The organism is Serratia ureilytica (genome assembly GCF_017309605.1).
GTDB classification, from domain to species: Bacteria; Pseudomonadota; Gammaproteobacteria; order Enterobacterales; family Enterobacteriaceae; genus Serratia; species Serratia ureilytica.
In genome coordinates, this window is record NZ_CP071320.1 from 887,839 (window position 1) to 901,318 (window position 13,480).

13 protein-coding genes are annotated in these 13,480 nt (G+C 57.2%); 11 read left to right on the forward strand and 2 right to left on the reverse strand.

Features of this window, described 5'->3' with window-relative positions:
- The first annotated feature begins 25 nt into the window (after positions 1 to 25).
- Genes J0X03_RS04090 through J0X03_RS04110 form a run of 5 tightly spaced genes read left to right on the forward strand, consistent with a single transcriptional unit; the run spans position 26 to position 5,716 of the window.
- Entirely contained in the window at positions 26 to 2,575 is a 2,550-nt protein-coding gene (locus tag J0X03_RS04090) for a fimbria/pilus outer membrane usher protein (protein ID WP_160204542.1), read from the forward strand.
- A 10-nt stretch (positions 2,576 to 2,585) separates the two neighbouring features.
- Positions 2,586 to 3,644 (forward strand): fimbrial protein, encoded by a 1,059-nt coding sequence (locus tag J0X03_RS04095; protein WP_169539774.1) that lies wholly within the window; start codon positions 2,586 to 2,588, stop codon positions 3,642 to 3,644.
- 60 nt (positions 3,645 to 3,704) lie between these two features.
- Entirely contained in the window at positions 3,705 to 4,232 is a 528-nt protein-coding gene (locus tag J0X03_RS04100) for a fimbrial protein (RefSeq protein ID WP_089197388.1), read from the forward strand.
- Positions 4,233 to 4,291: 59 nt separating this feature from the next.
- Positions 4,292 to 4,987, forward strand: a complete 696-nt coding sequence (locus J0X03_RS04105; protein ID WP_042785287.1) for a LuxR C-terminal-related transcriptional regulator — start codon at positions 4,292 to 4,294, stop codon at positions 4,985 to 4,987.
- Positions 4,988 to 5,032: 45 nt separating this feature from the next.
- Entirely contained in the window at positions 5,033 to 5,716 is a 684-nt protein-coding gene (locus tag J0X03_RS04110; protein WP_033644816.1) for a LuxR C-terminal-related transcriptional regulator, read from the forward strand.
- Between the two features lie 221 nt (positions 5,717 to 5,937).
- On the opposite strand, the gene J0X03_RS04115 is transcribed toward J0X03_RS04110, so the two are convergent.
- The gene (locus tag J0X03_RS04115; RefSeq protein WP_033644817.1) at positions 5,938 to 6,489 is read right to left on the reverse strand and encodes a tyrosine-type DNA invertase; all 552 of its coding nucleotides are present in this window, start codon (positions 6,487 to 6,489) and stop codon (positions 5,938 to 5,940) included.
- A gap of 363 nt (positions 6,490 to 6,852) precedes the next feature.
- On the opposite strand from J0X03_RS04115, the gene J0X03_RS04120 reads away from it, so the two are divergent.
- The 3 genes from J0X03_RS04120 to J0X03_RS04130 all read left to right on the forward strand — a co-directional run bounded on the left by J0X03_RS04120 (position 6,853) and on the right by J0X03_RS04130 (position 9,193).
- Positions 6,853 to 8,505: a multidrug ABC transporter permease/ATP-binding protein gene (locus J0X03_RS04120; protein ID WP_160204541.1), complete on the forward strand. Its 1,653-nt coding sequence runs from the start codon at positions 6,853 to 6,855 to the stop codon at positions 8,503 to 8,505.
- A 389-nt stretch (positions 8,506 to 8,894) separates the two neighbouring features.
- Positions 8,895 to 9,008, forward strand: coding sequence for a YmiA family putative membrane protein (locus tag J0X03_RS04125; protein ID WP_071845171.1), 114 nt, complete (start codon positions 8,895 to 8,897; stop codon positions 9,006 to 9,008).
- Between the two features lie 23 nt (positions 9,009 to 9,031).
- The gene (locus tag J0X03_RS04130; protein ID WP_162997249.1) at positions 9,032 to 9,193 is read left to right on the forward strand and encodes a hypothetical protein; all 162 of its coding nucleotides are present in this window, start codon (positions 9,032 to 9,034) and stop codon (positions 9,191 to 9,193) included.
- Here the strand turns inward: J0X03_RS04130 and J0X03_RS04135 are convergent.
- Positions 9,190 to 10,410: a CynX/NimT family MFS transporter gene (locus J0X03_RS04135; protein WP_142002896.1), complete on the reverse strand. Its 1,221-nt coding sequence runs from the start codon at positions 10,408 to 10,410 to the stop codon at positions 9,190 to 9,192. The two genes, J0X03_RS04130 and J0X03_RS04135, sit on opposite strands and share 4 nt — an antisense overlap.
- Positions 10,411 to 10,913: 503 nt before the next feature.
- Between J0X03_RS04135 and agaR the strand changes: the two genes are divergently transcribed.
- The 3 genes from agaR to agaV are packed head-to-tail and all read left to right on the forward strand — an operon-like array spanning position 10,914 to position 13,472.
- Positions 10,914 to 11,687, forward strand: a complete 774-nt coding sequence (gene agaR / locus J0X03_RS04140) for a transcriptional repressor AgaR (protein ID WP_033644822.1) — start codon at positions 10,914 to 10,916, stop codon at positions 11,685 to 11,687.
- Positions 11,688 to 11,710: 23 nt separating this feature from the next.
- Positions 11,711 to 12,994: a D-tagatose-bisphosphate aldolase, class II, non-catalytic subunit gene (locus tag J0X03_RS04145; protein WP_160204540.1), complete on the forward strand. Its 1,284-nt coding sequence runs from the start codon at positions 11,711 to 11,713 to the stop codon at positions 12,992 to 12,994.
- 1 nt (position 12,995) lies between these two features.
- Positions 12,996 to 13,472, forward strand: a complete 477-nt coding sequence (gene agaV, locus J0X03_RS04150; RefSeq protein ID WP_004931808.1) for a PTS N-acetylgalactosamine transporter subunit IIB — start codon at positions 12,996 to 12,998, stop codon at positions 13,470 to 13,472.
- Positions 13,473 to 13,480: the final 8 nt, after the last annotated feature.

Sequence of the window (13,480 nt, forward strand, 5' to 3'; positions counted from 1 at the left end):
CCAATCGGGACAGGGAGTTAAAAGGATGAATAACCCGAATAGCATTGGTTTACCAGGGACACGATCGATTTTGGCCGGTTTGATGTCTTGCCAGGTGGCGCTGCTTTATCCAATCGGTGCAGCGCATGCACGTGATTACTTCAACCCGGCGCTGTTGGAGATTGACAACCCGGCGCTGCGCGGCGCCGATCTCTCCGTATTTGAGGAAAACAACAGCCAGGCGCCCGGCACTTATCGGGTCGATCTTTACCTTAACGGCGAACAGGTTGACAGTCTCGACGTCGAGTTCCGGCTTATGCCGACGGCTGGCGGAAAGCAAGCGCTGCAGCCTTGTTTCAGCGCGGAAAAATTGGCCGAATTGGGGGTGAGAGTCTCCATGTTCCCGGCGATCGCGGCGGAGGAGCGCTGCGTCAATCTGGCGCAGGCCATTCCTCAGGCTTCGACGGTGTTCCAGTTTAATCAGCTGAGATTGAATCTGAGCATTCCGCAAGCGGCATTGAACTTAAATGCGCGCGATTATGTTTCTCCGGATAAATGGGACTCCGGCATACCGGCGTTGTTGGTCAATTACAACTTCAGCGGCGCCAATAGCCAAACACGCGGCAGCGAACGGCAGAACAACAATAACTATTACCTCAATTTGCGCTCGGGCATCAACTGGGGCGCCTGGCGTTTGCGTAACTATTCCATCTGGAATCACTACACCGGCGGCGCTTCATCCTGGCGTTCAATCAATACCTATCTGCAGCGCGATATTGTTGCGTTGCAAAGCCGCCTGACTCTGGGCGACAGCACAACGTCCAGCGAGGTGTTCGACAGCGTACAGTTCCGCGGCGGGCAATTGGCTTCTGAAGATGACATTCTGCCGGACAGTATGAAGGGCTACTCGCCGGTGGTGCGCGGGATTGCGCGCACTAACGCGCAAATCGTGATCCGGCAAAACGGCTACGTGATTTATCAAAGTTATGTGCCGCCGGGTGCGTTTGAAATTACCGATCTGTACCCCACGGGCGGCAGCGGCGATCTGAACGTCAGCGTGCGCGAGGCTGACGGGCAGGAGCAACATTTCGTGGTGCCTTATGCCGTGGTGCCGGTATTGCAGCGTGAAGGGCGTTTCAAATACAGCCTGACCAGCGGGAAATACCGTTCATACAGCGGCGGCGTTGATGAACGTCCGTTCAGCCAGGCCACCGGCATCTACGGTTTGCCGTGGGGGGCCACGTTGTATGGCGGCGTGCAAGCCGCCAGTAAGTACCAGTCTCTGGCGCTGGGGTGGGGGCAGAACATGGGGGCGCTGGGGGCGCTGTCCGCTGATGTCACTCAGGCATGGACCAAGCAGGAAACTCGGCCGAAAGAGCAAGGGCAATCATGGCGCCTGCGTTACGGCAAAAACTTCATTGAAACCGGCACTAACTTCAGCTTGGCCAGCTACCGCTATTCCACGCGCGGTTTTTATAACCTGCAAGAGGCGCTGGAGAGCTACGGCGGCAACAGCGCGATCTATAACGATCACAAAAAGAGCCGTGCCGAGTTGACGATGAGTCAGAGCCTGTGGGATCTGGGGGGAACGCTGTCGCTCAGCCTGTTTAACGAAGACTACTGGAATGACAATCGTCGTTCGCAGTCGGTCAGCCTCAGCTACAACAACAGTTGGGAAGCTGTCAGCTATGGACTGAATTACACCTTCAGCCAGAACGGGTATGACAACAACGGCAACCGCAGCAATATTCGCGACCATATCGTGGCCTTCAACGTCAGCGTGCCGCTCAGCAAATGGCTGCCTGGCAGCTACGCCACCTACAACATGAACGCCAGCCGCAACGGCGCCACCAGCAACAATCTTGGGTTGAGCGGCACCGCTTTGCCGGGCAACAACCTGAACTACAGCATCAGCCAGGGCTACACCGGCAGGGGCGTGGGGGCGAACGGTAATATTCAGGCGGACTACAAAGGCGCCCTCGCCGAGTGGAACCTGGGGTATGGCTACGATCGCCATCGCCAACAGGTGAGCTACGGCGTGCAGGGCGGTGTTCTGGTGCACCAAAACGGCGTCACGCTGTCGCAGCCGCTGGGCGATACGGTGGCATTAGTGCAGGCGCCCGGCGCTTCAGGGGTGGATGTTTTGAACCAGACCGGGGTCAGCACCGACTGGCGCGGCTATGCGGTTGTGCCTTACCTGACGCCTTATCGGCGCAATATCGTCGGCCTGGACGGCGAGTCTTTCGCCGAGGATGTCGATATGACCTTGAGCAGCCAAACGGTGATCCCAACCCGTGGCGCCGTGGTGCGTGCCAGCTTCAACCCGGATGTCGGTGCCCGCGTGTTGCTGACATTACTGACGCGCAGTGGCAATCCGGTGCCGTTCGGCGCCACCGTCAGCAATCTCAATAGCCCCTCTGATAATGCCGGCATTGTCGGTGACGGCGGGCAGGTTTATTTGGCCGGCATGGCGGAGAGTGGCCGGCTGCAGGTTAAGTGGGGCAATGACGCGGCTCAGCAGTGTCAGGCTAACTATCAATTGGCTAATCAGCCAGAGAGCGGCGGAATACGTCTCGTTAACGGACAGTGTTTATAAGGTGCAGACAATGGCGACAGGAATATCGATTCAACGCAGGGCGATCGCCGGTGGGCTGCTGGCGTGCGCAATACTGGCTGTACAGCAGGCGCAGGCGGCGCCAGGGCAGTGTACGCCGATATCAGGAACGCACGGCTTTTCATTTTCCTTTTCCCCAAGCTTAAGCGACCCATCGCAAAACGTGACGGGGCGGATTATCAAGAACGCGGATAAGAACGCATGGAACTTGCCCGGTTCGTATTATGTGAAATGCGAATGTACCGCTCGCACGGCTTCTTACATCACCGCCAAAATGCTGTTGACCAACCCGGTATTTCAGGAGGGCGGATTGACGTATTACGCGTTGAACGAATATCTGGGCGTCGCCAGCGAGGTCTTCGTGGCGGGGCAGCGCAATGAATACCTTGCTGCACCCTTTACCAATGAGACTAACCGTAAGACCAGCATGGATGGCGATGATGAATCCTGCGCCCGTTCGCCCTACAACAGCGGCGCGCGTGGGCGCATTCACCTGTATTTCCGTCGGCCCTTCGTTGGCGTGACGGCGATCCCGAATACCCGACTGGTGGAAACGTATGTATCGGTAGTGAGTGGCGTGAAAAGCGATACGCCGGTTTCCACCATCTCTATGAGCGGTACCGTCACCGTGCCGCAGAGTTGCGAGATCAGTCCCCAGACGGTGGTGATCGACTTTGGCGATATCGTCAGCACCCATTTCCAAACGAAAGGCGCGATGCCACCTCGTTTCACACCGGAAGAGAGAACGCTGACGCTGTCTTGTCGCAATATTTCCGAGGGCGTCAAAGTCAGTCTGTCATTTCGCGGCGAGGCCGACGGCAACATGCCGGAGGCGCTGAAGACCAGCAACCGCGACATCGGCGTGATGATTAAGGATATGCAGGGCAATGTGATTCGGCCGCAGAGCGGGCGCTTGCCCATCGATGACTTCAACTATCCCGACCAAAGCGGCAGTTCGCGGATCAGCGTATATCCGATCAATACCACCGGGCAAGCCCCTTCAGTGGGGCAGTTTAATGCCACGGCAACCATTCAGGCCGAAATCCAATAAACGGATATTTCAACGGCAGCGGGCTGACGGGCCCCTGCGTTTAACGACAAGGAGCAGATTATGGTGAAAATGTGTAATCGTTTTGGCTGCAACCTGGCGCTGACCGGCGCGTTGCTTTTGACCGTACCGGCGGCGCTCGCGGTATCGAAAATAGTGATTAGCGGCAACATTAAAGCCGCCCCCTGCGAAATCGACGGTGCGAACGGCACTGTGTCCGTCAATTTGGGAGACGATATTTCCGCTGCTACCCTGGCGACGTCCGGGGCTTTCAGCCCCTGGATAGAGTTTCCTCTGACGTTAAAAAACTGCCCAAGCACCACCACCTCTGTCGTCGCGACCTTCAGCGGGACGCCCGCCGAGGAAAGCGCCAGCTTGTACAAGAGCAACGGCGGCTCTCGTCGGGTGCAAATTGAGTTGCAGAATAGCCAAGGGGCCAACCTGGGCAATGGCAAGAGCATGACGCAACTGGTGGATCGCGCGACGAATAATGCCAGATTCGATTTACGTGCGCGGGCATACAGCACCCATGGCGGATCGACGCCAGGTTCAATAGACGGCGCTCTGCAGGTCACTTTTGTCTATCAGTAGGCAATGGGACAAAAGGACCGGCGTGGGCGGAAGGTTAACGACAGAGTTAAGGTGATGATATGAAAATCAATTATCCCAATGGAATGGCCTTGGCGGCGGGCAATGAAGCGGCGGGTGCCGTGGCTGTCATGGAACCCTGCGCCATGACGGCTCTGGGGATGAGAAACCGGTTGATTGAATCCTGTGGTCTCCAACCTGGCAACATTCGGCAGGTGGCAAATCTGGTGGAACTGAGAGCCTTATTGACTGAGCATCCGCATCGTTTATTGGTGATGGAGCTGTGTGGTCAATCAGAGTCGGTATTGGAGGGATTCAAGCTGATCGCTGAGGTGCGGGAAAACTCGCCGGACACCGCGATTGTCATCTGTACGGCATTGGATGAACCGAGGCTGTTGCGGCAGCTCATCGCTTCCGGCATTCGCGGCCTGATGCTGAAGCAGGAACCGGCTATTGCATTGACCCACTGTGTTCAGCAAGTCCTGACAGGCAGTTGCAGCTTCAGCCACCGGGTACGCCAACGTCAATTGCATGAGGCTGGCGCCGATAAACCGCTGACGGCGAAGGAACTGGATGTGTTGACCCAACTGTTTTCCGGTAAGAGCGTGACCAGCGTGGCGCTGACCATGTGCCGTGATATCCGCACCGTCAGCACCCATAAACGCAATGCGATGTTGAAGCTGGGGTTTCACAGCGATGGGGAACTGTATCTTCAGGGGAAATGGATGGCTGCGCAAGGTTCATCCTTGGTTCGCTAGGCAAGCGCACGAGGTCTCGTGGGCAAGCAAGCATAGGAGCAGATTATGCATTTATGGCGTCAGCAACCGCTGAACATAGCATTAATGGACAGATGTCCATTGACGCTGGAAGGGTTGGCCAGTTTTTTAAAAACGCTGCCAACCCAGGTAAAAGTCGTCGTAAAGGAAACCAGCGTACGTGCGGTGGTGGATAGCGTGGTCTATCAGCAGGCCGACGTGCTGATTACCGAACTGGACGGTGAAGATGAGACGCCCGCTAAGGGCAGGGAAGCGTTGCTGGCCCTGTGCACGCAACTGCCCGAATTACGGGTGATTGCCTATACCCGTTGCCGTAATGCAGAAGAGTTAGGGCGATTGTTGCCTCAGCCCAATGTCAGCATCGTCGCCAGAGATGACGCTTTACCGCTGGTGGCGGAGTTTTTTAATCGGGTCTTGCTTGGGGAGCGAGTGTTGAGCCCACAGATAGGGACTTTTCTGGCCCCCTCGGTTAGCGCAGATGAGGTGGCCACTCGGAAGCTGACTCGCTGCGAGACTGATGTGTTGGCCTTTTTGTTCAACGGCATGAGCCTGCGGCAAATTGCCGAATTGCAACGCCGCAGCATCAAGACGATCAGCGCGCATAAATGCAGCGCCATGCGCAAACTGCAGGTGAAGAATGACAGCGAACTATTTTCATTGCACGGCAATATTACGCGACAATTTGGCGGGAAGTGGTCAAAGGGGACTTAATCGTTAATGGCAGGGTATAAGCCGGTAGCATAGGCGTTGAAAAAACAATCAAACAAGTGTTCCCCTGGGCGGGTGGATGAAAGCAGCTCGGCGTTGGAATAGTGCTGAATTAGACCGTTGTTGACGTGCCGGGCTGCATTTTCCCATCCGATATTTTTTACCTTACTCGATGCGCATGTTAAAAGAAGATGAGCGCCTGCACCGTTATTTCCATCGTAAGATTAAATGCTGATCGTGCGGAATCGCTCTACATTGGTTGCGGTGTAGATCACCGTATTCTGGATATTTTTGTGCCCTAAATAATCCTGAATCAAGCGCGTATCGACCCCGTTATCTGCAAGCGCGTAGCCGCAGGAGTGTCGCAGCATGTGAGGATGAACTTGAACGCTAATACCGGCCATTTCACCGTACATTCTCATTAGGCGATACAGTTGCTGACGTGAAATTTGCCCGCCGTGGCGCGACAGAAATAACCATGGGGAATTGGCGTCAGGATAGTTCGCCCGCTGGGCCAGCCAGTTTAACAACGCCTGTCGTTCTCGCGGCTGAATGGGGTGTTGAACGGAAAAACCGTTCTTTAGCCGAGATATATGGATCCGATGGGAGGTAAGATCAATATCTTGCAGGCGTAATGATCGCAGTTCGCTCACCCGCAAGCCGTGAATGAAGCACATTAATAGTAAACAACGATCTCGAATGCTATTTTTACCCTCATGCACGGCGGCAATCAGTTGTTCAATTTCAATCTGGCTAAGGAATTTCCTTTTTTTCATTTTCCTTTCCTGCGTATCTGGTACTGGCGATTTCCATCATGAAGTTTTATTAAAGCATTGGAACATAATAGGCGGCAAAGGAAATAAATAATTTTATTTGCTAATGCATGGGTTTATTTTATCTTTTTCTTTTTGTTATTTTTTTAGTGAATGAATTTTGATTTTATAGATCTATTTTTTTAGCGGCTTATTTAATTGGCGAATATTTAGCGCCCAGAGTGAACCATGCTGCGAATTGGCCGCCGGCAGGCGGCAACGCCTCTCCCCCGACCAGTGCTTGATAAGCTGTGATGAGAATTCGTCTTGATCTCATTCTCGCGCCGCTTACAATGCCTGCCAGATCGCGATTTCAGAGGTTTGTTCATGGAACTGCTACGGGTGGTTTATCGGCAGTATCGTTGGCCATTTCTGGCGGTTATGGCATTGACCATGGCCAGCGCCGGTTTAGGCATCGGTATCATTGCTTTTATCAATCAATATCTGATGGACGCCAGCGGCAACCCATTGGCCGTGTTGCCGATGTTTCTCGCCCTGCTGGCATTGTTGATAGCGGTCACGTTGGGTTCGCAACTGGCGCTGACCACATTGGGCCATTACTTCGTCTATCGATTGCGTGGGCAACTGGTGAAGCGCATTCTGGATACCGAGATCGAGCGCCTCGAACAGTTAGGCGGCGCCTCATTGCTGGCCAGTCTGTCCAGTGACATCCGCAATATCACCATCGCCTTCGTGCGCTTGCCCGAATTGGTGCAAGGGGTGATTTTGACCCTGGGGGCAGCGGCCTATCTGGGGTGGTTATCGCCGAAAATGCTGGCGGTCACGGCGGTTTGGGTGGCGGTGACCGTGGTGGGTAGCGGCTGCCTGGTGTCACGGGTTTATCGCCATATGGCCAGTTTGCGCGAGTCAGAAGAGCGTCTCTATCATCATTATGAATCGGTGATTGACGGCCGTAAGGAACTGACGTTGAACCGCAAACGGGCGCAGGCGTTATACGAGCAGGCCTATCAGCCCGACGCGCAAGCCTATCGCTACCATATCATTCGCGCCGATACCTTCCATTTGAGTGCGCTCAACTGGTCAAACATCATGATGTTAGGGGCGATCGGGCTGGTGTTCTTTATGGCCAACAGTTTGGGATGGGCGGACTCGACGGTGGCCGCGACCTACTCGCTGACGCTGCTGTTCTTGCGCACGCCCTTACTGCAGGCCGTGGGGGCGTTTCCGACGCTGGTCGGCGCCGAAGTGGCCTTCAACAAGCTGAAAGCGCTGCGTCTGGCCGAGTATCAGCCGGGGTTTCCAGCCGCCGTTGGCCGTTCCTGGCAGACGCTGGAGCTGCGCGACGTGGTTTTTCACTATGCAGATGCGGAACAACAGCCCGGTTTTACCGTCGGGCCGCTTAATCTGACGCTGCGGCGCGGTGAGCTGGTGTTTCTTATCGGCGGCAACGGCAGCGGCAAGTCAACGCTGGCGATGCTGTTGACCGGATTGTATCGGCCGGTAAGCGGGCACATCGTTCTGGATGGTGTCGCACAGACCGCGGCGGATATGCCGGACTATCGCCGGCTGTTTTCAGCGATTTTCACCGATTTTCATCAGTTCGATCGTTTACAAGGACCGGAAGGCGGCGAACCTGATACGGCGCTGGTCGCGCATTGGCTTGAACGGTTGAATATGAAAAGCAAATTGCAGTTCGACGGCGCCAGAGTGACCAACCCGCAACTGTCGCAGGGGCAGCGCAAACGTCTGGCCCTGTTGCTGGCGGTGGCGGAACAACGCGATATTTTGCTGTTGGATGAATGGGCCGCTGATCAGGATCCGCAGTTCCGGTGCATTTTCTATCGCGAACTGTTGCCGGCGCTGCGCGCGTTAGGCAAAACGGTGTTCGCCATCAGCCATGACGATCACTATTTCGAACACGCCGATCGGTTGCTGGAGATGCGCTCAGGCCATTTACGCGAGTTGACCGGCAGCGAGCGTGAACACGCCAGCCGGGATTCCGTCAGCAGAATCGGTTAACTTACGCCGGCCCGTGCCAGACCAAAACGGGCCGGCGCTTCTCCCGCGCATTATTTCAGTGCGTCGCTTCATTTTCTCTCGCTCCTCCAATGCTGTCTGCTGCCGATTTGGCTTACGACCAGTCAAATAATTGATGTTTGAATTATTTACCGGTGGTTTAATTTTGACCTTTAAAGGTGTGGCACACTGCGCATTCGTTCGCCTATCAAAACACGTTCTCGCCTGCCGATAACAGTGATATCCACGGTGCCGTTGTGGCTGATTCGGCAATGCAGACCTATGGGTAGCAGCATTTTTTTAAATTTCCATAGGAAAAAACGACTTTATTGATCGTTAAAATAGATCAATAATTTTATTTTGAGTGGTTTAATCTATTGGTTAGGGGCGCTGTGGTGAGCAAGGATGGATCAAATATCAAACGTAAAGCATGGCTGTGTGTGTTTATCGGTAGCGGGCTGTTCTGGCTGCTAACCGCTGCCGTGATTTACTGGTTACTGAGTTAGCAGGTTAAGCAGGAAGACGATTCGTGAACAAGAAGCAGGCTAAAAACCGTGAGGGCGTTCAGCGTCGCGCACAGTCAAAAATTCCGCCTTCATGGGGGCTGAGCGATGAGCAGCGCGCCTTTATTGAAGATTTATGGCAGGATACCGCTCCCGAAGCGGCGCGGCCCATCGTTCAGCGACGTTAGCCGATCACGCGGCTGCGGCCGGCCAGCGCGCCGAACAGCATTTGCAAGACGGTCAGGCATAGCAGAGCGATCAACGGCCAGCGCCAGCCTTCCGTCAGATCGTGCAACAGGCCGAATAAGGTGGGTCCCAGCGCGGCCAACAGATAACCGACGGATTGCGCCATGCCCGACAGCAGCGTCGCCTGATGATGATGCTGACTGCGCAATCCAAAGAACGACAGCGCCAGCACCAGCGAACTCCCCGCTCCCAACCCGGCAAACGTCAGCCACACCAGTGAACTGGCGGGTTGCACCAATAATCCCCCGACGCCGATAAAGATCAGCAGAGAACTGCCCAGCGCTATCGCCCGCTGATCGCGCGCCCGCGGCAAAATCACCACCATGACAAAGTTGGCGACGATCGCCACCACCTGATAAACGAACAGCTCGAAGCCCGCCTGCTGGGCTGAGGCGCCGTGGCTGACGGCAAAGGCGCTGAACCAGCCGATAATGGTGTAGAAGGCGATCGATTGCAGCCCCATGAACATCGCCACTTGCCAGCCCAGCGCGCTGCCCCAGGGAGAGCGATAGCGTTGCGGCTCTGCCGATTGTGGCTCTTTGGCTGCGGGTATGGCTGTGCGCCGCAGCTGCGGCAACCAGATCAACAGCGCCAACAGCGCAGGTAATCCCCAGCACAGCAAGGAGAAGCGCCAGCCGAGATCGGCCAGGGAAGCCAGCGGTACCGCCAGACCGGAGGCGATGGCGGCGACCAGTGACATCACCGCTGCATAGGCCGCTATCATCGCGGCGGCGCGATGAGGAAAATCTCTTTTCACCAGCGTTGGCAGCACCACATTGGCGAAGGCGATGGCGGCGCCGATCAGAACGCTTCCCAGCCACAGCATGGCGTCTTGCGGCAGGGAACGCAGCGCGATGCCGCAAACCAGCAGTGCGAGGGCGGAGCCCAGGGTGCGTTCGATTCCGAAGCGTTTCGCCAGCGCCGGGGTGAGTGGCGAGAGGACGGCGAACAGGATCAGCGGCAGCGAGTTGATCAGGCCGGCGGCGGTGGCGGACAACGCCAGCTGTTGCTGAATCTGTTCCAGCAGCGGGCCGACGCTGGTGAGGGCGGCGCGCAGGTTAGCCGCGATCAGCATGATGCCAACGATCAGCAAAACAGGGCGATGCAAACGGCGACGCGGGGTCGCGATGGATGATGAAGATGAAGCGGGTTGCGGCATGAGTTCCTCGCACCATGGCATGCAGACAATCAGCGCTGCATGGCGTGATGCGTTGATTGACGTTAACGCTTACGTACCGACAAGAGGCCGATATCTGATCGCAAGTGTAGGGAAGATGGCTCGTGCTGACAAGGGGATGGCCCGGCGGGATGGAGAGGGCTGCCCCCCGCCGGCCGCGGGATAATTACCATTATGTGATCCTGGTCACTTAGCGAACTAAAAGTCATGGGGCAGGACGGGGTCTGCGACGCTTTCACTTCTGCCGCCGCCGGTGCGGCTGCTCTCCGGCGCTCATGCTCGTCATGGCATTTCATTTTTCTCCCATTCCATTTTTGGGCTTTTCGATTCATTTCGATTCGAAAGGTTTTTTGGCGGTTTTTTTGCTAAAACGGGGCTGTAAGCCCGATCACAATTTCATTGCTTTCGCTTTGCTGTAATGCCAGCGCAGTAGAGCGAAAGCCATCTTCTCCCCGGCGATACCGGAAACCTGAGGACCGCAGCTCATGCCAGTGAATACCGCAAAGCGACGTGAACACATCATCGATCTGTTATGCGAGCACGGCAGCGTGCGTGTGGAACAGCTCAGCAAACAGTTTGCAGTATCCACGGTGACGATCCGCAACGATCTGCGCTTTCTGGAACGAAAAGGGTGTGCGCTGCGCGCTTACGGCGGCGCAATGCTCAATCAGCAATTCGCTTTCGATCGGCCGCTGCGGGACAAAGGGCGATTGAATCGCGATGTCAAAACGCTGATCGCCAACGCGGCGGCCGGCTATGTGCGCGACGGCGAGGCGCTGATCCTCGATTCCGGTTCAACCACCGCGCAGATTGTGCCGTTCCTGAAGGGGCGGCGCGATCTGGTGGTGATGACCAACGCGCTGAACATTGCCTATGAGCTTTCGGGAAACGACGGGGTGGAAGTCATGGTGCTGGGGGGCAGCGTGCGCCGCAACTCTTACTCGCTCTACGGTCCGGCTGCCGAGCAGCAATTGCGTCAGTACCGCTTCGACAAGCTGTTTTTGGGCGTCGACGGGTTCGATCTGAGCGCCGGCATCACCACGCCTCACCCCGGTGAAGCGCACCTCAATCGCGTGATGTGCGAGGTGGCGCGCGAGATTATCGCGGTGGCGGATGCCAGCAAATTCGGTCGCAAGAGCTTTTGCATGATTCGCGAAGCCGGACAAATCCATCGGCTGATCACTGACAGCCGTCTTCCGGACGATTACGAGCGGGCGTTAACCGAGCTGGGCGTGGAGGTCATCATCGCCGATCGGTAGCACGGCGCCTGCATGGGGGCTTCATGCAGCAGTTGTTACAGCTTGTCGAGCAGCACAAGGCCGGTATGCCGGTCGGGATTTTTTCCGTCTGTTCCGCCCATCCCTGGGTTCTGAAGGCCGCGCTGCGGCAGGCTAAAAGCCGCGGCACGCCGGTGTTGGTGGAAGCGACCTCCAACCAGGTCAATCAGTTCGGCGGCTATACCGGCCAAACGGCGGCCCAGTTCCGCGATGCGCTTTGGCGTCTGGCGGATGAGGTTGGCCTGGCGCGCGAGCGCGTGTGGCTGGGCGGCGATCATCTGGGGCCGAACGCCTGGCAGGATCGCCCGGCTCAGGAAGCGATGGCGCTGGCGGAAACGTTGATCGACGATTACGTTCGCGCCGGATTTCGCAAAATTCATCTCGATTGTTCCATGTCGTGCGCCGGCGATCCCTCGCCCCTGGGAGATGCGGCGGTCGCCGAGCGTGCGGCGCGCCTGTGCGCGGTGGCGGAACGCGCCTGGGCGCAGAGCGGCGGCGAAGCGCCGGTCTATGTGATCGGCACCGAGGTGCCGGTGCCGGGCGGCGCGCAGGAGGCGTTGGCGGGCCTGCAGGTCACCACGCCGCAGGCGGTGGCGCAAACGCTGGAAATGCACCGTATCGCCTGGCAAAAAGCCGAGCTGAACGATGCCTGGCAGCGAACCATTGCGCTGGTAGTGCAGCCGGGCGTCGAGTTCGATCACCACAGCGTCGAACGTTATCAGCCGCAGCGCGCCGACGCATTGAGCCATTTCATCGAACGGCAGCCGGGTATGGTCTATGAAGCGCACTCTACGGATTACCAACCGCCGCAGGCCTATCGCCAGTTGGTGCGCGATCACTTCGCCATCCTGAAGGTGGGGCCGGCGCTGACCTTTGCGCTGCGAGAAGCGCTGTTCGCCCTCGATCGCATCGAGCGTGAATGGCTGGGGGAACGCCAGTCGTCGCAGCTGTGCGCCACGCTGGAACAGGTGATGCGCGAGCAGCCGCAGCAGTGGAGCCGCTATTACCACGGCACGCCGCACCAACAGTATCTCGATCGCCACTACAGCCTGAGCGATCGGGTGCGTTACTACTGGCCGCAGCCGCAGGTGCAGCAGGCGGTCGACGGCTTGCTGGATAACCTGCGCCGCAACCCGGCGCCGTTGGCGCTGCTCAGCCAGTACCTGCCGGATCAGGCGCGGGCGCTGAACGCCGGCGAATTGAGCGCCGATCCGCAGGAATGGGTGCTGCATAAAGTGACGCAGGTACTCGACGATTACCACGCCGCCTGTTACCCGGAGAGCCGCTAGCATGCCGAACATTTTAATGACCCGCATCGACAATCGCCTGGTGCACGGCCAGGTAGGCGTGACCTGGACCAATACCCTCGGCGCCAACCTGGTGGTGGTGGCCAACGACGAGGCCGCCGCCGATCCGGTGCAGCAGAACCTGATGGACATGGTGGTGGCGGAAGGGGTGCAGACCCGTTATTTCACGCTGCAGAAAACCATTGACGTGATCCACAAGGCGGCGGATCGGCAGAAGATCTTTCTGGTGTGCAAAACGCCGCAGGACGTGTTGACGCTGGTGCGCGGCGGGGTGCCGATCCGTTTCGTCAACGTCGGCAATATGCACTTCGCCGAGGGGAAGCGGCAGGTGCACAAAACGGTGTCGCTGGACGACGGCGACGTGGCCGCGTTCCGCGCGCTGGCGGAACTGGGCGTGGAGTGCGAAGTGCGACGGGTGCCGGATGAAGCGGGTGAGGCGATCGGCAAACTGCTCTTTTGAGCCAGGGG